Origin of the sequence: Paraburkholderia sp. GAS41 (assembly GCF_050436545.1) — a bacterium.
Lineage (GTDB): Bacteria > Pseudomonadota > Gammaproteobacteria > Burkholderiales > Burkholderiaceae > Paraburkholderia.
Genome location: NZ_JBNDMK010000016.1, coordinates 74,333 through 95,053, shown reverse-complemented (window position 1 = coordinate 95,053; position 20,721 = coordinate 74,333). Strand labels below are relative to the sequence as shown.

Below are 20,721 nucleotides of genomic sequence, written 5' to 3'. Positions count from 1 at the left end.
TGCTTAGAAATAACCTTGCTTCTTGCGCTGTTCCATCGCGGCTTCGGACACCTGATCGTCCATCCGCGTCGCGCCGCGTTCCGTGATTTCGGTCACGGCCGTTTCGGCGATGATCTTCTCCAGATCGTCGGCGTCGCTCTCCACCGGGCAGGTGCAGCTGATATCGCCCACGGTACGGAAGCGCACCTGCGCGATTTCGCTCGTCTCGCCTTCACGCATCGGCGTAATGGGCGTGACCGGCACCAGCAGGCCGTTGCGACGCACGATTTCGCGGTCATGCGCGTAATAGATCGACGGCAGTTCGAGCTGCTCGCGGGCAATGTATTGCCACACGTCCAGTTCGGTCCAGTTCGAGATCGGGAACACACGCAGGTGTTCGCCGTTGTGCAGACGCGCGTTATACAGGCTCCACAGTTCCGGGCGCTGCGCCTTCGGATCCCATTGGCCGAACTCGTCGCGGAACGAGAAAATCCGTTCTTTCGCGCGGGCCTTTTCCTCGTCGCGGCGGGCACCGCCGATCAGCGCGGTATATTCATGTTCGGCGATCGTTTCGAGCAGCGTCACCGCTTGCGCGGCGTTGCGCGAATCCGTTTCGCGGCGCAGACGCACGGTGCCGCGCTTCATTGAATCTTCGACGTGGCCCACCACCAGTTCCGCGCCAATCTCTTCGGCACGACGGTCGCGAAAGTCGATCACTTCCTGGTAGTTATGGCCCGTGTCGATGTGCACCAGCGGAAACGGCAGCACGGTCTTGCGGTTCGCGCCGAGGCCGAATGCCTTCAGCGCCAGATGCAGCACGACGACCGAGTCCTTGCCGCCCGAGAACAGCAGTGCGGGCTTGCTGCATTCGGCGACCAGTTCGCGCAGGATGTGAATCGATTCGGCTTCGAGCCAGTCGAGGTGATCCATCCGGTTCGCCGTGTTGGTGAGCGGTGCGTTGACAGTGGAATCGAGCGTCGTGCTCATGTTCGGGTCCTTCCTAAGTTCGTGTCGCAAGCGGCTGCCCGCGTCACGCAAAAAATTCCATCGGGAATCGAGATCGGTTCCGGCGCTCAGGCCGAGGTGTTTTCGCTGACGACGGCGATCGGAATCGTGGTGACGTGCAGGCCGCATTCCTTTGAATCGCGCGACTCCCACCACCAGCGTCCTGCCCGGCTGTCTTCGCCGGGACGGATCGCCCGCGTACACGGTTCGCAACCGATACTCGGATAGCCGCGCGCGTGCAGCGGATTGACCGGCACGTCGAACGCCGTCAGGTAGGCCCAGACATCGGCTTCGGTCCAGTCCGTCAGCGGATTGAACTTGGCGATGTTGCGCGCCGCGTCGTGCTCTTCCTCGTGCAGTTCGGCACGTGTCACCGACTGCTCGCGGCGCTGGCCCGTGACCCATGCACTGACGTCCGACAGCGCCCGGTTCAGCGGTTCGACCTTGCGAATCTCGCAGCAACGCTTGCGCAGGTCGACGCTTTCGTAGAACGCGTTCAGGCCGTGCGACGCGACGTACTCGTCGACCGATGCCTGTTGCGGATGAAACTGTTCGATCGCGTAGCCGTAGCGCTCGCGCACCCGGTTGAGCATGTCGAGCGTTTCCGCATGCAGGCGGCCGGTGTTCAACGAGAAGATGCCGATCTTCACGTCGCGCGAGAGGATCGCGTGCGTGAGCAGCATGTCTTCCGCCGCGAGGCTGCTGGCGAGCTTCACGTTCTCGTGGCGTGTTGCGATCGAGTCGAGCAGTGCGTTCAGGCGCCCGATCTTCGCAGCCAGCTCCGGCTTCACCGACGCAGCAGTAGCGGTAGTCATGCCGAAGCCTTCTGCGCAGCCGCCGTCGCAGCGCGGCGACGGAACAGCGGCGACGGCTCATCCACGGCGCCTTGATACTGCACGGTGAATTCGTCGAACGCTTTCAGTGCATCGTGAAGGTCCTTGTCGGCACGCACGGCGTACGCGTCGAAGCCGCAGCGGAACATGAACCGCAGCTGATCGCGCAGCACGTCGCCGATTGCACGAATCTCGCCCTTGTAGCCATAGCGCTCGCGCAGCAGTCGCGCGATGCTGTAGCCGCGACCGTCGCGAAACACCGGGAAGTCCACGCCGATCAGCGCGATCCTGTCGAAGTCGGCCACGATGTCAGCCGGTTCGCTGTCCGCGGCGAGCCACACGCCAATATCCCCGGCGCTGCGCGAAGCCGTCAAGGCCTCACGCTCAGCCTGCCACAATGCGAGCGGCACCAGCACCTTGCCGGCCGGCAGCGTGTCCACTGCGGGCAAGCTGCCGTCTTCCGCTGCACGCACCACCGTCCAGTCATCGTTGACGATCGTGCGGTTCTTGATGATAGAAGCCATCTGTTCAATATCCTTTGTCGCGGTTACGCGTGAGCCGGTTGACGCGAGGCGTACACGCGTTCCTTGAACGGGGTGATGCCGATGCGGTTGTACGTTTCGATAAAGCGTTCGCCTTCCATGCGTTGCTCGACGAACGTATCGATCACCTTCGACACCACGTCCGGCATCTCTTCCGCCGAGAACGACGGGCCGATCACACGGCCGAGATGTGCGCCCGTGGCGCCCGTACCCTGCTCGCCGCCGAGCGTCACCTGATACCACTCCGAACCGTCCTTATCGACACCCAGAATGCCGATGTTGCCGACGTGATGGTGACCGCACGCGTTGATACAGCCCGAGATGTTCAGCGACACGTCGCCGAGGTCATACACGTAGTCCAGATCGTTGAAGCGCTCCTGGATGGCGAGCGCAATCGGAATCGACTTGGCATTGGCCAGCGAGCAGAAATCGCCGCCCGGGCAGGCGATGATGTCGGTCAGCAAACCGATGTTCGGCGTCGCAAAACCTTGCGCCTTGGCCTTTTCCCACAGCTCGAACAGATCGCGCTTCTGCACGTTCGCCAGAATCAGGTTCTGTTCGTGCGACACGCGAATCTCGCCCAGCGAATACTGATCGGCCCAGTCGGCCACGGCTTCCATTTGCGCATCCGTGGCGTCGCCGGGAGCGATCGTGCTCGGCTTCAACGACAGCGTCACGGCCGCATAACCCGTCACCTTGTGCGGACGCACGTTGCGCTCCACCCAGCGGGCGAAGCCACGGCTTTCGAGCAGATGCTTTTCGAACGAGGCGTCGGTATCGGCCAGCTTTTCATACTGCGGCGGCTGGAAGTACTGCGACACACGGTCGACTTCGGCTTGCGTCAGCGTCGACGGACCGTCCTTCAGATGCTGCCATTCCTCTTCGACCTGCGCCGAGAACTTCGCCGGGCTCAGGGCCTTCACGAGGATCTTGATGCGCGCCTTGTACATGTTGTCGCGGCGGCCGTAGCGGTTGTACACACGCAGCACGGCTTCGCAGTAGGTCAACAGGTGCTGCCACGGCAGATCGCGACGGATGATCGCGCCGACGATAGGCGTGCGGCCCAGGCCGCCGCCGGCCAGGATATCGGCCACCAGTTCGCCCTGCTCGTCGCGCTTCAGGTACACGCCCAGATCGTGGATCTGCACGGCGGCGCGATCTTCCTTCGAGCCCGACACCGCAATCTTGAACTTACGCGGCAACCAGGCGAATTCGGGGTGGAACGTCGACCACTGACGCAGGATTTCAGCCCACGGACGCGGATCGACCACTTCGTCAGGCGCGACGCCGGCGAACTGGTCGGCGGTGATGTTACGGATACAGTTGCCCGAGGTCTGAATGCCGTGCATCTGCACGGCCGCGAGCTTGCGCAGGATTTCCGGCGTCTCTTCGAGCTGGATCCAGTTGTACTGGATGTTGGAGCGCGTCGAAAAGTGGCCGTAACCGCGGTCGTGTTCGCGCGCGATCGTCGCCAGCACGCGCATCTGGTCGCTGCGCAGGTTGCCGTACGGAATCGCGATGCGGTGCATGTACGCGTGGCGCTGCAGGTACAGACCGTTCTGCAGACGCAGCGGACGGAACTCCTCTTCGCTCAATTCGCCCGACAAGCGGCGACGAACCTGGTCGGCATATTGCGCGACCCGTTCATCGACGATGGTCTGGTCGTACTGATCGTATTGGTACATTCGGGGACCCCAATTTTGCGTTACACGCCGCGCTCCGGTTGCGCCGCGCAAAGATTCCAGCCTTTGTCAGTGCGGTTGAGCGGACCTTCCAGACCCCCGCTCATTTGCTAATGACAAAAACAGATATCCATATTGAAAAAGATGGGGAAATAGTAATAAACTCCCCATATACTTCAAACGACTAAAAAATTCTTTTGATATGCTCAGAGGTTATATATGAATCTGCACCAGTTCCGCTTCGTGCGCGAGGCCGTGCGGCAGAACTTCAACCTCACCGAGGCGGCCAAGGCACTGTATACAAGCCAGCCTGGCGTTTCGAAGGCGATCATCGAGCTGGAAGACGAGCTGGGCGTGGAAATCTTCACCCGCCACGGCAAACGCGTGCGCTCGTTGACCGAACCGGGGCGCATTATCCTCGCTTCCGTCGAAAAGATCCTGCAGGAGGTCGAGAGCCTCAAGCGGGTCGGTAAAGATTACGCGGCGCAGGACCAGGGCAACCTCGTCATCGCCGCCACCCATACGCAGGCCCGCTACTCACTTCCGGCCGCCATCGCCGAATTCAAGAAGCGTTTCCCGAAAGTTCACCTTTCGATTCTGCAAGGCAGTCCGACCCAGGTGGCCGAGATGGTGATTCACGACCAGGCGGACCTGGCGATCGCCACCGAAGCGATCGCCAACTATAAGGAACTGGTCTCGCTGCCGTGCTTCCAGTGGCATCACCTCGCGGTGATGCAGCCGGATCATCCGTTGCTCGACCGCAAGCTGCTGTCGATCGACGATCTGACCCAATATCCGCTGATTACGTATGACGCGGCGTTTGCAGGCCGTAGCAAGATCAACGAGGCGTTCCGCCTGCGCGGACTGGTGCCGGATATCGTGCTGGAGGCCATCGACGCCGACGTCATCAAGACCTATGTGGAACTGGGGCTGGGCGTCGGCATCATGGCCGATATCGCCTTTAACGCCGAGCGCGACCGCCATCTGCGGGCGATGCCGGTCGGCCATCTGTTCGGCAGCAACGTGACCCGCGTGGCGCTGAAACAGGGGGCCTATCTGCGCAGCTATGTATATACGCTCGTGGAACTGCTGTCGCCGAGCATGAACCGCAAGCTGATCGAGCAGGCGCTCAAGGGCGAACACGAAAGCTACGAGCTTTGAAGAGTGATGTGTACCCCCCAACCTGCCGCTGCGCGTCAGGCCCCCGATGGGGCCCAGAAAAACTTGCGGCGGCCCGGCGTTTTCCTGGCGCGCCAGACCTTTGCATGACGCTTTTTGAGCCGCTTCAATTTTCGCTTCCCGCTACGGAGATTTCCCGATGACGTCGTATAAGAAGACCCTGCGCGGCTTGACCGTGCTCGGGGCCCTGCTGGCCACAACGGCCGCGCACGCCGACCTGAAAGTCGGTATCGATCTGTCGAGCACCGGCCCCGCAGCCGTGATCGGCATCACCAGCAAGAACGCGATGCTGATGTGGCCGGACACGATCGCCGGCCAGAAAGCCGACTACATCATTCTCGACGACGGCTCCGATCCGGGCGCCGCAGTCCGCAATATCCACAAGCTGATCAACGAGGACCACGTTGACGTGATCGTCGGGCCGAATATCACGCCGGCTGCGATCGCCGCGCTGGACCCGGTCGCGGAAAGCCAGACGCCCATGATTACGCTGGTGGGTTCGGCGAGCGTCGTCGAGCCGCAGGAAGGCAAGCGCGTGTGGGCCTTCAAGATGGCGCAGACCGACAGCGCCATGGCCGACGTCATGACCCGCTACATGTCGAACCACAACGTCAGGACGGTGGGGTTCATCGGCTTTGCCGACGGCTACGGCGAAAGCTGGCTCAACGAGTTCTCGAAGTTCGCCGCACTCCGCCACATCCAGCTGGTGGCGACCGAGCGCTTCAACCGCACGGATGCAAGCGTCACAGGACAAGTGCTGAAGGTGATGGCGGCGAAGCCCGACGCGATCCTGATCGCCGGCGCCGGCACGCCGACGGTGTTGCCGCAGCGCACGCTGATCGAGCGTGGCTTCAAGGGGCCGATTTACCAGACGCACGGCATCGCGACGCCGGAATTCATCAAGCTCGGCGGCAAGGATGTCGAAGGCACGCTGTTTCCGACCCAACCCGTCGTGGTTGCACGCACGCTGCCGCCCGATCATCCGGCGAAGAAGGCAGCGCTGGCGTTCGTGAACGCGTATGAAGCGAAGTATGGTCCGGGCTCGGTCACGCAATTCGCCGGCGATGCGGCTGGTGTGTATCCGCGGCTGCAGGATGCCGTGGCGCGCGCGCTGAAAACCGCGCAACCGGGCACGCCGGCATTTCGCACCGCGCTGCGCGACGAACTGGAGCATGCGCACGAACTGGTCGTCCCGAACGGGGTGGTCAATACCAGCGCGAAGGATCACGTCGGCCTCGATCAGCGGGCGAGCGTGATGGGGACGATCAAGGATGGGAAGTTTACGTATCTGAGCCAGTAAGCTGTCCGCGAGCGGATGGACCGCAGCCGGTATACACGGCTTGCGGTCCCACTGACCCGCGCGGCCTGGCCCCGTTCGCTACGAGTTTGCAGGGTCTACGTCACTCGCGAGTGTTCTTCATGGAACTGCGCAGCGGCGACGCGTTGTTGTTACAGTAGTTGTCTTTCTCCCCTTCAGCCGTCCCCATCATGCGCACCACCCGAGCCATCCATGCCGTCGAGCGGCTGAAAACCCGCAGCGGCAATCCGCAGTTTGCGGCAATCAGCCTGTCCGGCGGCCTGTTTTACCTCGTCGACAAATCGAGCGGCACGGACAAGAAAGTCTCCGACCCGCTGACGCTCGACGATTTCGTCAAATTCGTCGACGCATTCGGGCCGCCGAAGCCGCGCAAGGCGAGCAAGCTCGACCTCGCGTTCGAAGAGCAGATCAAAAACAGCAAGAGCTGAAACGCGCGGCCAGCGTGCGCCGCCAGGTAGCGGCTAAAGAGAGTTACCGGCACATCGGCGGCGCGCGATGCAGCGCATCGTTCTCGATGATATTGACGCCGCGCGTATCGTTGCTGAGCACCTCGGTCACCAACGCGCGCGCCACCCGTTCGACGGAAATCGAGCGCCATTTCAGCGGCAGATACACCCCCACATGTCGCGCGACGGTCTCCAAAGGACGACTCTCGACACGCTCACCCATCAGGAACGAAGGACGCACGATTGTCAGCACCGGATAGTCGAGCTTCTTGAGTGCTTCCTCCACGTCGCCTTTCACCTGGCTGTAGAAAGTCCGTGCCTGCGGATCGGCGCCGATCGCGCTGACAATCGCAAAGTGCGACGCGCCATGTCGACGCGCGATACCCGCAATCCGCAGCGGATACTCGTAATCCACCTTGCGAAACGCGTTCTGCGAACCGGCCGTGCGGATCGTCGTACCTAACGCGCAGATCACCGAATCGACCTGGAAGATGTCCGAATCGGCGTCGGGCCAGTCGTAGTCGATCACATGCTCGACGACCCGGTTGGTCCCTGCCGAGCCCGTTACCGCGGATCCCGAGGCGCGACGCACCAGCACCCGCACCTCGCCGACCCGGTCGTCGCGGGCGAGCATGCGCAGGCACGCCGTGCCGACGAGACCCGTGCCGCCGAGCAGCAACACAGTCTGTTTGCGGACCACATTGGCGTGGCGGGACGCGAAGGGAGTCGACATGCGTGAGTCCGTCAAAAAGGGCACCACCGCATCTTACCGCGTCGACGAAACGTTATCCGTTCCGCACTGCCTGCATCTGACCATGCGCCGCGCTGCTGGCGAGGACCGCCTCGATGAAATGCAGCCCGGCGACACCATCGTCGACCGTCGTGAGCAGCCGGCTTTCCGGTGGTGGCGCCTGGCCCGCATCCAGCGCCTCGATCTGCAATGCAGCGTCCTGATAGAGTTGCGCGAACGCCTCCAGATAGCCCTCGGGATGTCCCGGCGGGACTCGTGTGGCATGCGCCGCGATGGCGCTCTTCACCCGCCCTCGCGTCAACCGTTGTGCCGCGCCGCCCAGCGGCGTGAACCACAGTTCGTTGGGGTTCTCCTGATCGAAGGCGAGACCCGCTTTCGTGCCATAGACGCGCAGCCGTAGCGCGTTCTCCGCGCCGCTCGCCACCTGGCTCGCCCACAGCATGCCGCGCGCGCCGTTCCTGTAGCGCAGCATCGCCTGCACGTGATCGTCGACGCGACGCCCCGGCACGAAGGTGTGCAATTCGGCTGACAGCGCTTCCGGCTGCATGCCGGTCACGAACGACGCGAGGTGATACGCATGCGTGCCGATATCGCCGAGGCAGCCTGCGGGGCCCGCCTGCTGGGGATCCGTGCGCCAGCCAGCCTGCTTGTTCGTGCCGGCTTGCTCGATGGGCTCCGCCAGCCAATCCTGCGCGTATTCGACCTGCACGACGCGCACCTCGCCGAGTTCGCCCGCCTCGACCAGTTCGCGCGCATGACGCACCATCGGATAGCCAGAATACGTATGCGTCAGCGCGAACAGCCGGTTCTTGTCACGGGCGAGTTTCGCCAGAGCCTGCCCCTCGGCAAGGGACACCGCGAGCGGTTTGTCGCAGATCACGTGGATGCCGGCTTCGAGAAATGCAGTGGCCACCGGCGCGTGCAGATGGTTCGGCGTCACGATCGCCACCGCGTCGATGCCGTCGTCGTTGCGCGCGGCTTCCGCCCGCGCCATCTCGCGCCAGTCCGGATAACTGCGGGCGATCCCGGCTTCCGCCGCACTCGCGAGGGCCCGCTGCGGATCGGACGACAACGCGCCCGCCACCAGTTCGAAGCGGTCGTCGAGGCGCGCGGCGATCCGGTGCACCGCGCCGATGAAAGCGCCCTGGCCGCCGCCCACCATGCCCAGGCGTAACTTTCGTGTCATGGAAGATGCTCCTTTGATGATGCGTGAGGCTCGCGACGCCACATCCGTTGCGCCTGCTGCCTGTGCCCGCGGCTCAGATACCCAGCACGCGCTGCAACTGCGCCGTATCGACACCGCTGCCGGCGAAGTCGTCGAAAGAATGATCAGCAACCCGAATGATGTGCCGGCGGATAAAGTCCGCGCCCTCGCGCGCACCCACTTCCGGATGCTTCAGCGCACACTCCCATTCGAGGACCGCCCAGCCCGGATAATCGTATTGCGCCATCTTCGAGAAGATCGCGCCGAAGTCGATCTGGCCGTCGCCGAGCGAGCGGAAGCGGCCCGGACGTTCCGTCCAGTCGCTGTAACTGCCGTACACGCCCGCCTTGCCGGTGGGACGGAACTCGGCATCCTTCACATGGAAAACCTTGATGCGTTCGTGATAGATATCGATGAACGCGAGGTAATCGAGTTGCTGCAGTACGTAGTGGCTCGGATCGAACAGGATGTTCGCGCGGCCCTGTCCGCCCGTTCCGCTCAGACGCTCCAGAAAGCGCTCGAACGTCACGCCGTCGTGCAGATCTTCGCCCGGATGCAACTCGTAGGCGACATCCACGCCCACCTCGTCGAATGCCTCGAGAATCGGCGACCAGCGGCGGGCCAGTTCATCGAAGGCGGCCTCCACCAGACCTGCGGGACGTTGCGGCCACGGGTACACATAAGGCCATGCGAGCGCGCCGGAAAACGACACGTGCGTGTCGAGCCCAAGCCGCCGCGACGCCTGCGCCGCCAGCTTCAGTTGCCCGATCGCCCATTCGGTGCGCGCCTGCGGATTGCCGCGCACATGCGGCGCGGCAAAGCCGTCGAACAGCAGGTCATAAGCCGGATGCACGGCCACCAGTTGACCTTGCAGATGCGTCGCCAGTTCGGTGATCTGTACGCCCGCGTCGGCCACCACGCCCAGCAACTCGTCGCAATACGTCTGGCTCGCCGCGGCCTGTTCGAGGTCGATCAGGCGGGCGTCGACCGGAACCTGGATGCCCTCGTAGCCGAGACTGGCGGCCCACGTCGCCATGTTTTCCAGCGTGTCGAAGGGCGCCTTGTCGCCCAGGAACTGGGCCAGGTAGATCGCCGGTCCCTTGATGGTTTTCATCGTATCCGTCCTCGGTTAAAAGGTTGGACCGCGCGCCGCCGGGCGCGCGGCCGGCGCGTTAAAACGGCGAATCCGGGAAGTAGTAGTCCTTCGCATTGTCCTTCGTGACGAGTACCGACGGAATGATCGTCTTCGGCGGCAGCGTCTGGCCTTTCAGACGAGCTTCAGCCGTCAGCTTGATGGCGTCGTAGATGAACTTCGGCGAGTACGTGACGTCTGCGTTGATGATCTTGTCGCCGTCCATCACACGCTTGATCATCTCTTTCGATCCGGCGCCGCCCAGCACTTCCTTGATGTCCGTACGCTTCGCCTGATCGATCGCCTTGAGCACACCCACCGACATGTCGTCGTCAGCCGACCAGACTCCGTCGATATGCTTGAAGCGCGTCAGGTAATCCTGCATGACCTTGAAGGCGTCGTCGCGATTCCAGTTGGCGTATTTCGCATCGAGCACCTTCACGCCCGGACAGGCCTTCAACGCCGTGGTGAACGCGGTATAGCGTTCGTTGTCGAGCGTGGTGGGAATTCCGCGCAACGCGACGATGTCGCCCTGCCCGTTCAGGCTTTTGCAGAAGTACTCGCCGGCCAGTCTGCCGAAGGCCGTGTTGTCACCGGCCACGTAGGCATCCTGCGCGCTCGTGTCGGTCAAACCGCGATCCACCACCGTGACGTAAATGCCCTTTTTCTTCACCTGCGCCACCGGCTGGGTCAGCGAGGCCGATTCATGCGGGAAGATCACGAGCGCATTGATCTTGTTGACCGTGACCATGTCCTGCAACTGGTTGGCCTGTTCCGGCGCGCTCGCCGACGTTTTGAGGATCACCTTGAGATCGGGATGCGCCTTCTCCATGTCCTCTTTGGCCTTGTTCGCCCACCAGTCGATGCCGCCCGTAAAGCCGTGATCGGCCGTGGGTATCGCCACACCCAGAATGACCTTGTCGTCGGCACGCGCTGCGCCCGCTGCTCCCAGAATCCCCAACGCCAGCACGCCGGCGCTGATCGCTCGAATGACCTGCTTCATGTCGTGTCTCCTATGTCGACCAGTTTTAGTGCTTGCCCACCGCCCCTTCCTTACCGCCGCCCGCGCTGCAAAAACGCCACGACGATAATCACTGCGCCCTGCACCGCCGCGTTCAGATACACGCTGATGATGCTGGTGAGATTCAGAATGTTGGCGATCACCGACAGCAGGATCGCGCCGATCACCGTGCCGATCACGCGTCCTTCTCCGCCCTTGAGCGCGGTACCGCCGACCACTACCGCCGCAATCGCCTCCAGTTCCCACAGGATCCCGGTAGTAGGTGTGGCCGAACCGAGCCGCGGTACGTACAGCACGGTCGCGACGCCGACACAAATGCCAAGCAGTACGTAAGTAATGATCTTTACCGTATCGACGCGGATCGCCGCATAACGCGCGACCTGCTCGTTCGAACCGATGGCCTGCACATGCCGGCCGAACGCGGTACGGTTGAGGATCAGCGTGCCGCCCGCCGCCACCACGAGAAACACCCAGATCGGTACCGGCACACCGAGCAGACTCGCGTAATAGACGGGACTGTAGAGATCGGTCAGCGAGTTGTTGAGCGTGAGCGCACCGCCGTCGGCCAGCCACGTGAGCACCGCGCGAAAAATCCCGAGCGTCCCCAGCGTGACGATGAACGGTTCGATACGCCCCTTGGTAATCAACAGACCGTGCGCCCAGCCGAACAGCCCACCCAGCACGAACGCCAGCACGATGCCAATGGCGATGATCGTCAGCGGTGCGAAGCTGTGTCCGCCGACGCCCGCCGACAAGCCGTTCATCAGCCAGATCATGCTGCCGGCGATCAACGCGGCCATCGAGCCGACCGACAGATCGATACCGCCGGAAATAATCACGAAGGTCTCGCCCACCGCGATGATGCCGATAAACGAGGTGCGCGTGAGCACGTTCATCAGGTTGTCGACGGTAGCGAAATCGTGATTCAACAAGGTGCCGGTGATGCAGAGCACGATGAGGCCCACCAGCGGCCCCAGCCCATACAGATGATGGGCGAGACGCATGGCTCGGCCGGATTGTGCGGCTTCAGTGGGTGCCGGTCGCATGAGCGATCAACTCCTCTTCGGTCAGGTGGTCGAGATCGAGCGTGGCCTGCAGACGGCCCGCGCGCATCACGGCGACGCGATGGCACAGGCCGATCAGCTCGATCAGTTCGGATGAAATGACGATCACAGCCCGTCCTTGCGCGGCGAGCCGGTGAATCAGGAAATAGATGTCGCGCTTGGCGCCGACATCGACGCCGCGCGTGGGTTCGTCGAGCACGATCACGTTGGGCTCAGGCTGCAGGAACTTGGCGAGCGCGAGCTTCTGCTGATTGCCGCCCGAGAGCATGCGGGCGCGGCTCGACAGATCGCCCGTCCGAATACCGAAGTCACCGACTGCCTGCTTGAGCGCGGCACGTCCCGCTTTCAGATCGAGCAGCGGATGCGCGTAATGCTCGAGCGTCATCAGCGTGAGGTTGTCCTGCAGGTTCAGATCGACATGCAGCGCCTTGCCCTTGCGATCTTCGCTGAGATACGTGAGCCCGTGGCGCATGGCGTCGCGCGGCCGCTTCACTTCGACGACGCGGCCGCCGATCTCGATGCGTCCGGCACTGCGGCGGCGCAAGCCGAGAATCGCCTCGAAGGCTTCCGTGCGCCCCGCGCCCACGAGGCCCGCGAAACCGAGCACTTCGCCTGCACGCACCTCGAAGCTCAGATGCTCGACCCAATCCGGCACGACGAGGCCTTCCACCTTCAACGCAACGGGCGCGTCGGCGCTCACCGTGGCCTTGTCCGGGAACATGTCGGAGACGTCGCGCCCCACCATCAGGTTGGCCATCTGCTGGCGCGCGAGACCCGCGGTTGCGCCGCGCGCGACGAAGCGGCCGTCGCGCATCACGATCACCTCGTCGGTGATGTGCTCGACCTCATCGAGCTTGTGCGAGATGTAGATGATCGTCACGCCCTCGGCCTTCAGCTTCGCCATCAAGGCAAACAGGCGCTCGGTTTCGGACGGCGTGAGCGTGGCGGTGGGCTCATCCATGATCAGCAGACGCGCGTGGCGCGACAGCGCCTTGGCAATCTCCACCATCTGCTTTTCCGCGACGATCAACGCGCGCACCTTCGTATCAGGCGGTTTCTTCAGACCGACCTGCGCGAGAAAGCGCGTGGCCTCGGCGCGCATCGCCGCGTCGTCGAGCAGCCAGCCGCGGCGCTTTTCGTGGCCCAGATACATGTTCTGCGCAATCGACAGATGCTCCGCCAGATTGAACTCCTGGTGGATCAGCACGATACCGGCGGCTTCCGCCTCGCGCGAACTGGCGAATTGCTGCGCCTCACCGTCGATCAGCAAGGTGCCCGTGGTCGCCGCCTCGTAGCCGGCGAGGATTTTCATCAGCGTCGATTTGCCCGCGCCGTTCTCGCCGAGCAGACCGTAGATGCGGCCCGGCGTCAGCTCGAAGCTCACGCCGTGCAGCACGCGCACCGGGCCGAAGTCCTTGCGGATGTCGTCGAAACGCACGGCGAGACTCATGGCTTACGCACTCCCGCGAATCACGAGCCGGTGCGGCAACAGCACGCCGGGCACGCTTGCCAGGGGATTCGCCAGCCGCTGCAGCAGCAGGCGCGCGGCGGTTTCGCCGAGCTCGCGCATTGGCTGGGCGATGGTCGTGAGCGGCGGATCGATCTGCGCGGCGAGCGAAATGTCGTCGAAGCCGACCACGGCGACGTCGGCCGGCACGCGCTTGCCGACACTGCGCAGGCCGTGGATCACGCCGATTGCCAGGGTGTCCGAAACGGCGAAGATCGCACTCGGCGCGTCGCGCTGCGTCATCAGCAACGCGGCGGCGGACGCGCCGGCTTCGTAGTCGAGACTGTTCAGGTTCATGCGCCAGCGCTCGTCGGGTGTGATGCCGGCCTCGCGCAGGGCGTCGAGGTAGCCTTGCTGGCGCTGCCGCGCGTAGAGGTAGGCGACATCGGAATTGATCAGGCCGATGCGCCGATGCCCTTGTGCCAGCAGATGCCGCACGGCGTCCCCGGCGGCCCGATAGTTGTCGATGCCGACATACGGCACGCCGACCGCCGGATCGAACTCGCAGCACGCCACCCACGGCAGCGCGCCGGACTCCTCGGCGAGCGCCTGCTGCACCGTGGCAGGATCGAGGCAGATGGCGCCATCCGCGCGGCGGCGGCGCAGCAGGTCGAAGTAGCTGCGCTCGCGGCCCGGATCGGCGCCGGTGTCGCACAGCAGCATGAAATAGCCGTGCTGGCGGGCCACCCGGTCAATGCCGCGCACGATTTCCGCGTAAAACGGATTGCCGACGTCCGGCACCATGGTTAGCAGCAGGCGGCTTTCGGCGGTGCGCAGGTTGCGGGCGAGTTCGTTGACGCGGTAGCCGCTCGCGTCGACCGCCGCCAGCACCTTGTCGCGGGTGGCCGGACGCACATTGGCATGGCCGTTCAAAACCCGCGACACCGTCGCGACCGAAACGCCTGCCTGCTCCGCGACGCCTGAAATGGACATGCCCTCTGCCGGGCCGGGTTCAGATCGAGGCGTTGGAGTTCCAGACTGGCGCGGTTTGGGCACGTTGTTTTGACGCAAAAATGTAATCGATTACATTTTTGCGCGATGGTTCGGCGAATCGCAAGGACAGTTTTGTAGGGATTAACACGGGCCGGGTTGCCACCAGGGTCACGCCCGAATGCCGCACGATAGCCGCGCGATGGCGGCCAGGTTGCCCGTCCGCAGACGGGTTGCGCCCCCAGTTTGGTACAATTCCACCGTTGTCCCGAACCCCCACGGGTCGCACCTAAACCGAACCGCCGAATCCACCATGAATATCGAACAAGCGCGTTTCAACATGATCGAACAGCAGATCCGTCCCTGGGAAGTGCTCGACCAGGACGTGCTGAATCTGCTGTCGATCGTCAAGCGTGAAAATTTCGTCCCCACGGTCTACCGCGAGCTCGCTTTCGTCGACTTCGAAGTGCCGCTGCCGGCTGGCCAGCACATGCTGGCGCCGCGCATCGAAGCGCGCGTGTTGCAGGAACTGGCGGTGAAGAAGCATGAAAGTGTGCTGGAAATCGGCGCGGGGTCGGGCTACATGGCGGCGCTGCTCGCGAACCGCGCGCAGCATGTGCTCACCGTGGATATCGAACCGGAACTCGCCGAACTCGCGAAGGCCAATCTGGCTGCTAACGGCGTGCAGAATGCGGAAGTCGTAACCGGCGACGCCTCGCGCGGCTGGCCGGCAGCGGCGCCGTACGACGTGATCTGCGTCTCGGGCGGTCTGCCGGTTCTGCCGCAGGAGATCCTCGAGCATCTGAAGGTTGGCGGCCGTCTGGCGGTATTTGTCGGCACCGCGCCGGTGATGAAGGCGCAGATCATCACGCGCATCGACGAAAAGCAGTACCGCATTGCCGATGTGTTCGAGACGTACGTCGAACCGCTGATCAACGCCCTGCAGCCGCCGCGCTTCAAGTTCTGAGCATCCCAAGCCCCTGACCGCGCTCGGCGTTCGCAAAGAAACGATTCTGTCCTATAAAAAGGGAACGGCAACGCCGAGATGACCGACCTGGCATTGGTGCGAGCCCGTGGCGTTAACGGACGTCACGGTGTGAGCCCGCTTCTGAGCATGGTCCGGGAATCGTCGGCGACAGTGGTGAGCGGCGCAAGCCGCATCCCGTTTGAGAGATCGAGTCGAATTCGACGCTTCCCATGGCGCTGCCGTTCATCAACGATAGTGGAGCAAGCCATGGCGATGCGCAAGCGAGACGACGAGGTGTTCCCGAACGCGGCGGGGATCGATGTGGGCGGCTCCAGCCACTGGGTGGCCGTGCCGCGCAGTGCGACTGACGAGCCCGTGCGTGAATTCGGGGCGATGACCGATGACCTGAACGCGATGGCCGACTGGCTGCTGGGCTGCGGGGTCGACACGGTGGCGCTGGAGTCGACCGGGGTCTACTGGATACCGGTGTACGAAGTGCTCGAGCAAAGGGGCCTGAAGGTCTGGCTGGTCGATGCGCGACAGATGAAGTACGTACCCGGGCGCAAGAGCGACGTGCAGGATTGCCAGTGGTTGCAGAAGCTGATGAGCCTGGGACTGCTGCGGGCGGCCTGGCGTCCAGACGGCGAAGTCTGCGTGGTGCGGGCGGTGGCCCGCCAGCGCGAGGTACTGCTCACTGAGCAGACGCGCTGGGTGCAGCGCATGCAGAAGGCGCTGGTGCAGATGAATATCCAGCTCACCGAGGTGCTCAGCGACGTGATGGGGCAGACCGGCCAGGCGATCATCCGCGCCATTGTGGCCGGCGAGCGCGACCCGCAGGTCCTGGCGCGGCACCGCCACGGCCGCGTCAAGGCCAGTGCCCAGGAGATCACCCGGGCACTGACGGGCAACTGGCGCGACGAGCACCTGTTCGTGCTGGGTCAGGCGTTGGCCATGTACGACGACATGGCCAGGCATCTGGGCGAGTGCGATGCGAAGCTGCGGGCACTGTTGAGCGAGCGCGGCACGAGTCGTGTCGAGCTTGGAACCCCACCCAGGGCTGGCACCCGGTCGTGCGCGCAATTCGAGGTTCGCCAGGCGCTGGCCAACTGGGCCGGCGTGGACCTCACGCGCATCAACGGGCTGGGGGTGACGGTGGTGATGAAGCTGCTGTCGGAAATCGGTCCGGACCTGAGCCGCTTCGCTACCGTGAAGCACTTCTGCTCGTGGCTCGCGCTATGTCCTGCCACGAAGATCAGCGGCGGCAAGGTGCTGTCCTCGGGCACCCGGCGCTCGGCCAACCGGGCCCGCCAGGCCCTGAAGATGGCGGCCATGACCCTCTCGCATTGCGATTCCGCGCTTGGCGCGTTCTACCGCCGGCTGTGCACCCGCATGGACAAGCCCCGCGCCAATACCGCCGTCGCCCACAAGCTGGCCCGCATGGTGTACTTCATGCTCACCCGCGGCGAAGCCTTTGTCGACCAGGGCCAGCAGCGCTATGAAGAACAGCAGCGCCAGCACAGCATCGCCGCCCTAAAACGTCGCGCCGCTGCACTGGGCTTCCAGCTCAATCCCATGGAGACTGCCCCATGACACAGGCCGCCCTTTACGCCCTTTATTTTGTTTCTTGAGAGACTTTCGATGCAAAACCTGACTGCTCCCGCTCTGGCCGAATGGCTCGCCGATCAATCGCGTCCCGCGCCCGTGCTGCTCGACGTGCGCGAACCGTGGGAAATCCAGACGGCGTCGATGGCCGGCGTGGTGTCCATTCCGATGCGCGAGATTCCGGCTCGCAGTGAAGAACTCGACGACGACGTAGAGATTGTGTGTATCTGCCATCACGGTGCGCGCAGCGCGCAGGTGGCGATGTTCCTCGAATCGCGCGGGCATAAGAACGTGTTCAATCTGCAGGGTGGGATTGATGCGTGGTCCCGGCAGGTCGATCCGGCTGTGCCGACTTACTGATTTGATTCTTGGTTTGCGTGGGCCGCGCGCGGTGGGGTCACCGGCGGCCTCGCTGCTTCATCTCTTTCCCCAATCCCCACACCAATCCCATTTAACACGCCAGCGTGCCAGTTCGCGCAGCTTCATGCTGTGTCTTGCGGCGAACGCGTTCGAGGCTGGCCCTGCGGACGCGTCGTGTCCGTCGCCCGCTTCCTCTCCAGTTCAAACCACAGCGTAGTTTCGCGCCGTCCATTGGGAAATTTCTCGCGGCCTCATTAGTTGATTGAAGGCAACATGCTCCGACCCATTTTTCGGAGCAGTCTGATGAGATTCGTGATGATCACGCTGGCCGCGGCAACACTTTCGCCGCTCACTTCTTACGCCGTACTCGGGGGCGCACCCATGAGCGGGGCATCCTCTGCGATATCGCTTCGCGCTTCGCCGTCTGCCGCCTCGACCAACCCGTCGACCTCTTCCACTGCGGCCTATTCGGTGCACGAATCGCGCGACGCCGACGGCATCAAGCTGCGCAACCTTCGGTTCCGGCTACACGTGGGGCGGGATTAAACGGGCCGACGTCACGATTGGCGAAAAAGTGGCGAGCAATCTTCCCGTCCAGGTCATCGCTGATGGTTCGTTCGCCGCGCCGTCGGATTGTGTTTCACGCGGCGGAACGAACCTGGGATCAGTTGCCAGCCTCACCGCAAACGGTGTAATCGGCATCGGGGCGGGCATACGCGATATGCCCGGCGCGGCGCAATCCGTCTTGCCGGCGACCTATTACTACTGCACCTCGTCTGGCGCATGCACCAATACGCGCGTTCCACTCGATACTCAAGTGATGAACCCGGTCGCCAACTTCGCATCGGATAACAACGGCACGATCGTCAGCCTGCCAGGCTTATCGCCCAACGGTCAGGACATCGCAACGGGACTGCTGACATTCGGTGTAAGCACCCAGAAAAACAATGCATTGCCATCAGCGGCGACCATTGTGCCGCTCGATCAGAACGGTTTTTTCACGACGGTGTATAAGGGCCGCGCGTTCAGCTTTAGCGCGATCGACAGCGGCACCAATGTCTACGGCGTCCCGGACGCGACCATTCCGGTCATGTCCGATTGGTTCACCCCGTCGACGCTGCTCAGTTTATCGCGTCGATAAAGCCGACCACCGGCGCAGGAACAGCCAGACCGCCGCAAGCGATATTCTCGGCGCTCCGATGGACGGTGGCTTCCTCTGGGGCCTGCCGTTCTTCTACGGTCGCAACGTGTACACCGTGCTCGACGGTGCGCGGATCGGCTCTCAGACCGGTCCCTTCGTCGCGTTCTGACTGCCGTGCGTGCCGCGCGACTAACGCGCGGCACGCGTCTTGTGAATCTCCCTCCCGAACGCCGGCGCCATTCGTCACACGCGTTCGAACAAAAGCCCCTTCGCTCAACCAGAACGCAGCCGTACGCGCTGGAATCGAGTTCGCCGAATCGCGCTCACTCGTCTTCGTGTCGCCTCCCCAGTTGCGTCTTATGCAGCCACCCTCCCGCTCATGCACAACGGCGACGCGGCGATGCACCGCGGCCGCTCTTTGGCGTTTAAGGACGCTTCGTTGCAGCGCGGCGCGCACCGCAACAAGGCGTCCCACCGTGACGTGCACCAGGTTTGCGCTCATCGGGCATATCGCCACGCAATGACCCAGGACAGCACGACCGCATCGCAGCGCGGCTAGCGCCTGATCGCGGTTAGTTTTACCGCTTGGCATGTGCCTTGCAGTAGTGGTCTGGCAAACCATGCTGGACAGCCTTGGATGGCTGAAATCGACGCCCATAAAACACTCTTCACTAATCACTAATGGCAAGGGGTAGCAAATGAAACGTCGCAGTCTGTTGAAGCTCGGGTCAATGTCTGGCGCGTTGGCGCTCGCCGGCCAGAGCCCGTTTGCTCATGCCCAATCGGACACGGGTCCGATCAAGGTCGGTATCCTGCACTCGCTGTCGGGCACGATGGCCATTTCGGAGACCTCACTGAAAGACACCGCGTTGATGACGATTTCGGAAATCAACAAGAGCGGTGGCGTCATGGGACGGCAGATCGAGCCGGTGGTGGTCGACCCCGCCTCGAACTGGCCGTTGTTCGCCGAAAAGGCGCGCCAGCTCATCACCCAGGACAAGTGCGCGGCGGTGTTCGGTTGCTGGACGTCGGTGTCGCGCAAGTCGGTGCTGCCGGTGTTCGAAGAACTGAACGGCCTGCTCTTCTATCCGGTGCAGTATGAAGGCGAAGAAATGTCGCGCAACGTGTTCTACACGGGCGCCGCACCGAACCAGCAGGCCATTCCGGCCACCGAATACCTGATGAGCGCCGAAGGCGGCGGTGCCAAGCGCTTCTTCCTGCTCGGCACGGACTACGTTTATCCGCGTACGACGAACAAGATCCTGCGCGCCTTCCTGCAGTCGAAAGGTGTCCAGGAAGCGGATATTCAGGAGGTCTACACACCGTTCGGCCATAGCGATTATCAAACCATCGTCGCCAACATCAAGACCTTCTCGCAGGGTGGCAAGACTGCGGTGATCTCGACCGTCAACGGCGACTCGAACGTGCCGTTCTACAAGGAACTCGGCAACCAGGGGCTGAAAGCGACGGATGTGCCGGTGGTGGCATTCTCGGTCGGCGAGGAAGAACTACGCGGCATCGACACCAAGCCGCTGGTCGGCAACCTCGCTGCATGGAATTACTTCATGTCGCTGCGCGATCCGGAAAACGCCAAATTCAAGGCGATGTTTGCCAAGTGGGTGAAGGACAACAACCTGCCCGGCGGCGACAAGCGCGTCACGAACGATCCGATGGAAGCCACGTTCGTCGGCATTCATATGTGGAAGCAGGCCGTAGAAAAAGCCAAGAGCACGGATGTCGACAAGGTGCGCGTGGCGATGATCGGCCAGACCTTCAATGCGCCGTCGGGGTTCGTCCTGACGATGGATGGCAATCACCATCTGCACAAGCCGGTGATGATCGGCGAAGTGCGTGCCGACGGCCAGTTCAACGTGGTGTGGCGCACCAAGACGGCAATCCGCGCGCAACCGTGGAGCCCGTACATCGCCGGCAACGCGGGCAAGCCGGATGTGGTGAGTTCGATTCCGGCGTTCCTGCGCCGTTCGCGGGTCGCCTGAGGTCACGCAGGGCGTGCAGTGCACGCCCACCACGCGCCAGTCGCGCCGGCTGCGTCCGGCG

General features: G+C 63.2%; 19 protein-coding genes and 1 pseudogene. 9 read left to right on the top strand and 11 right to left on the bottom strand.

The window, feature by feature from the left end; all coding sequences use genetic code 11:
• Positions 1 to 3 precede the first annotated feature (3 nt).
• The 4 genes from cysD to P3T43_RS21590 all read right to left on the bottom strand — a co-directional run bounded on the left by cysD (position 4) and on the right by P3T43_RS21590 (position 4,044).
• Positions 4 to 966: a sulfate adenylyltransferase subunit CysD gene (cysD, locus tag P3T43_RS21605; RefSeq protein ID WP_429283077.1), complete on the bottom strand. Its 963-nt coding sequence runs from the start codon at positions 964 to 966 to the stop codon at positions 4 to 6.
• Positions 967 to 1,052: 86 nt separating this feature from the next.
• Positions 1,053 to 1,799 (bottom strand): phosphoadenylyl-sulfate reductase, encoded by a 747-nt coding sequence (locus tag P3T43_RS21600; protein ID WP_429283076.1) that lies wholly within the window; start codon positions 1,797 to 1,799, stop codon positions 1,053 to 1,055.
• Positions 1,796 to 2,341 (bottom strand): DUF934 domain-containing protein, encoded by a 546-nt coding sequence (locus P3T43_RS21595; RefSeq protein ID WP_429283075.1) that lies wholly within the window; start codon positions 2,339 to 2,341, stop codon positions 1,796 to 1,798. Before P3T43_RS21595 ends, P3T43_RS21600 begins: the two co-directional genes overlap by 4 nt.
• A 23-nt stretch (positions 2,342 to 2,364) precedes the next feature.
• Complete coding sequence (locus tag P3T43_RS21590; protein WP_429283074.1) at positions 2,365 to 4,044, bottom strand: nitrite/sulfite reductase; 1,680 nt, start codon at positions 4,042 to 4,044, stop codon at positions 2,365 to 2,367.
• Positions 4,045 to 4,260: 216 nt separating this feature from the next.
• Between P3T43_RS21590 and P3T43_RS21585 the strand changes: the two genes are divergently transcribed.
• The 3 genes from P3T43_RS21585 (at position 4,261) to P3T43_RS21575 (ending at position 6,966) form a co-directional block, all read left to right on the top strand.
• Positions 4,261 to 5,202, top strand: a complete 942-nt coding sequence (locus P3T43_RS21585; protein WP_429283073.1) for a CysB family HTH-type transcriptional regulator — start codon at positions 4,261 to 4,263, stop codon at positions 5,200 to 5,202.
• 157 nt (positions 5,203 to 5,359) lie between these two features.
• Complete coding sequence (locus tag P3T43_RS21580; RefSeq protein ID WP_429283072.1) at positions 5,360 to 6,520, top strand: ABC transporter substrate-binding protein; 1,161 nt, start codon at positions 5,360 to 5,362, stop codon at positions 6,518 to 6,520.
• A 188-nt stretch (positions 6,521 to 6,708) separates the two neighbouring features.
• Positions 6,709 to 6,966, top strand: coding sequence for a hypothetical protein (locus P3T43_RS21575; protein ID WP_429283071.1), 258 nt, complete (start codon positions 6,709 to 6,711; stop codon positions 6,964 to 6,966).
• A gap of 43 nt (positions 6,967 to 7,009) precedes the next feature.
• Here P3T43_RS21575 and P3T43_RS21570 read toward each other — a convergent pair whose 3' ends face one another.
• The 7 genes from P3T43_RS21570 to P3T43_RS21540 form a co-directional block, all read right to left on the bottom strand.
• Complete coding sequence (locus P3T43_RS21570) at positions 7,010 to 7,717, bottom strand: NAD(P)H-binding protein (protein ID WP_429283070.1); 708 nt, start codon at positions 7,715 to 7,717, stop codon at positions 7,010 to 7,012.
• Positions 7,718 to 7,769: 52 nt separating this feature from the next.
• A complete protein-coding gene (locus P3T43_RS21565; RefSeq protein ID WP_429283069.1) occupies positions 7,770 to 8,921 on the bottom strand; it encodes a Gfo/Idh/MocA family protein in 1,152 nt (383 codons plus the stop codon).
• Positions 8,922 to 8,994: 73 nt separating this feature from the next.
• Positions 8,995 to 10,053, bottom strand: a complete 1,059-nt coding sequence (locus tag P3T43_RS21560) for a sugar phosphate isomerase/epimerase family protein (protein WP_429283068.1) — start codon at positions 10,051 to 10,053, stop codon at positions 8,995 to 8,997.
• Positions 10,054 to 10,111: 58 nt separating this feature from the next.
• Positions 10,112 to 11,074 (bottom strand): substrate-binding domain-containing protein, encoded by a 963-nt coding sequence (locus P3T43_RS21555; protein ID WP_429283067.1) that lies wholly within the window; start codon positions 11,072 to 11,074, stop codon positions 10,112 to 10,114.
• 50 nt (positions 11,075 to 11,124) lie between these two features.
• Entirely contained in the window at positions 11,125 to 12,138 is a 1,014-nt protein-coding gene (locus P3T43_RS21550; RefSeq protein ID WP_429283066.1) for an ABC transporter permease, read from the bottom strand.
• A complete protein-coding gene (locus P3T43_RS21545; RefSeq protein ID WP_429283065.1) occupies positions 12,119 to 13,606 on the bottom strand; it encodes a sugar ABC transporter ATP-binding protein in 1,488 nt (495 codons plus the stop codon). Before P3T43_RS21545 ends, P3T43_RS21550 begins: the two co-directional genes overlap by 20 nt.
• A 3-nt stretch (positions 13,607 to 13,609) precedes the next feature.
• On the bottom strand, positions 13,610 to 14,596 hold the full coding sequence (locus P3T43_RS21540) for a LacI family DNA-binding transcriptional regulator (RefSeq protein ID WP_429283064.1): 987 nt from the start codon (positions 14,594 to 14,596) through the stop codon (positions 13,610 to 13,612).
• A 310-nt stretch (positions 14,597 to 14,906) separates the two neighbouring features.
• On the opposite strand from P3T43_RS21540, the gene P3T43_RS21535 reads away from it, so the two are divergent.
• The 6 genes and pseudogenes from P3T43_RS21535 (at position 14,907) to urtA (ending at position 20,660) form a co-directional block, all read left to right on the top strand.
• Positions 14,907 to 15,560: a protein-L-isoaspartate O-methyltransferase family protein gene (locus tag P3T43_RS21535; protein ID WP_429283063.1), complete on the top strand. Its 654-nt coding sequence runs from the start codon at positions 14,907 to 14,909 to the stop codon at positions 15,558 to 15,560.
• Between the two features lie 267 nt (positions 15,561 to 15,827).
• Entirely contained in the window at positions 15,828 to 17,150 is a 1,323-nt protein-coding gene (locus P3T43_RS21530) for an IS110 family transposase (protein WP_429283062.1), read from the top strand.
• Between the two features lie 48 nt (positions 17,151 to 17,198).
• A complete protein-coding gene (locus tag P3T43_RS21525; protein WP_429283061.1) occupies positions 17,199 to 17,522 on the top strand; it encodes a rhodanese-like domain-containing protein in 324 nt (107 codons plus the stop codon).
• 303 nt (positions 17,523 to 17,825) lie between these two features.
• Positions 17,826 to 18,068 (top strand): hypothetical protein, encoded by a 243-nt coding sequence (locus tag P3T43_RS21520; protein WP_429283060.1) that lies wholly within the window; start codon positions 17,826 to 17,828, stop codon positions 18,066 to 18,068.
• Positions 17,980 to 18,832: pseudogene (locus P3T43_RS21515) on the top strand (DUF3443 family protein). Before P3T43_RS21520 ends, P3T43_RS21515 begins: the two are co-directional and overlap by 89 nt.
• 529 nt (positions 18,833 to 19,361) lie before the next feature.
• A complete protein-coding gene (gene urtA, locus P3T43_RS21510) occupies positions 19,362 to 20,660 on the top strand; it encodes an urea ABC transporter substrate-binding protein (protein WP_429283059.1) in 1,299 nt (432 codons plus the stop codon).
• Positions 20,661 to 20,721: the final 61 nt, after the last annotated feature.

Bases quoted from the DNA above. Each gene is read 5' to 3' on its own strand.
- cysD (WP_429283077.1), bottom strand. From the start codon at position 966: ATGAGCACGACGCTCGATTCCACTGTCAACGCACCGCTCACCAACACG.
- P3T43_RS21600 (WP_429283076.1), bottom strand. From the start codon at position 1,799: ATGACTACCGCTACTGCTGCGTCGGTGAAGCCGGAGCTGGCTGCGAAG.
- P3T43_RS21595 (WP_429283075.1), bottom strand. From the start codon at position 2,341: ATGGCTTCTATCATCAAGAACCGCACGATCGTCAACGATGACTGGACG.
- P3T43_RS21590 (WP_429283074.1), bottom strand. From the start codon at position 4,044: ATGTACCAATACGATCAGTACGACCAGACCATCGTCGATGAACGGGTC.
- P3T43_RS21585 (WP_429283073.1), top strand. From the start codon at position 4,261: ATGAATCTGCACCAGTTCCGCTTCGTGCGCGAGGCCGTGCGGCAGAAC.
- P3T43_RS21580 (WP_429283072.1), top strand. From the start codon at position 5,360: ATGACGTCGTATAAGAAGACCCTGCGCGGCTTGACCGTGCTCGGGGCC.
- P3T43_RS21575 (WP_429283071.1), top strand. From the start codon at position 6,709: ATGCGCACCACCCGAGCCATCCATGCCGTCGAGCGGCTGAAAACCCGC.
- P3T43_RS21570 (WP_429283070.1), bottom strand. From the start codon at position 7,717: ATGTCGACTCCCTTCGCGTCCCGCCACGCCAATGTGGTCCGCAAACAG.
- P3T43_RS21565 (WP_429283069.1), bottom strand. From the start codon at position 8,921: ATGACACGAAAGTTACGCCTGGGCATGGTGGGCGGCGGCCAGGGCGCT.
- P3T43_RS21560 (WP_429283068.1), bottom strand. From the start codon at position 10,053: ATGAAAACCATCAAGGGACCGGCGATCTACCTGGCCCAGTTCCTGGGC.
- P3T43_RS21555 (WP_429283067.1), bottom strand. From the start codon at position 11,074: ATGAAGCAGGTCATTCGAGCGATCAGCGCCGGCGTGCTGGCGTTGGGG.
- P3T43_RS21550 (WP_429283066.1), bottom strand. From the start codon at position 12,138: ATGCGACCGGCACCCACTGAAGCCGCACAATCCGGCCGAGCCATGCGT.
- P3T43_RS21545 (WP_429283065.1), bottom strand. From the start codon at position 13,606: ATGAGTCTCGCCGTGCGTTTCGACGACATCCGCAAGGACTTCGGCCCG.
- P3T43_RS21540 (WP_429283064.1), bottom strand. From the start codon at position 14,596: ATGTCCATTTCAGGCGTCGCGGAGCAGGCAGGCGTTTCGGTCGCGACG.
- P3T43_RS21535 (WP_429283063.1), top strand. From the start codon at position 14,907: ATGAATATCGAACAAGCGCGTTTCAACATGATCGAACAGCAGATCCGT.
- P3T43_RS21530 (WP_429283062.1), top strand. From the start codon at position 15,828: ATGGCGATGCGCAAGCGAGACGACGAGGTGTTCCCGAACGCGGCGGGG.
- P3T43_RS21525 (WP_429283061.1), top strand. From the start codon at position 17,199: ATGCAAAACCTGACTGCTCCCGCTCTGGCCGAATGGCTCGCCGATCAA.
- P3T43_RS21520 (WP_429283060.1), top strand. From the start codon at position 17,826: ATGAGATTCGTGATGATCACGCTGGCCGCGGCAACACTTTCGCCGCTC.
- urtA (WP_429283059.1), top strand. From the start codon at position 19,362: ATGAAACGTCGCAGTCTGTTGAAGCTCGGGTCAATGTCTGGCGCGTTG.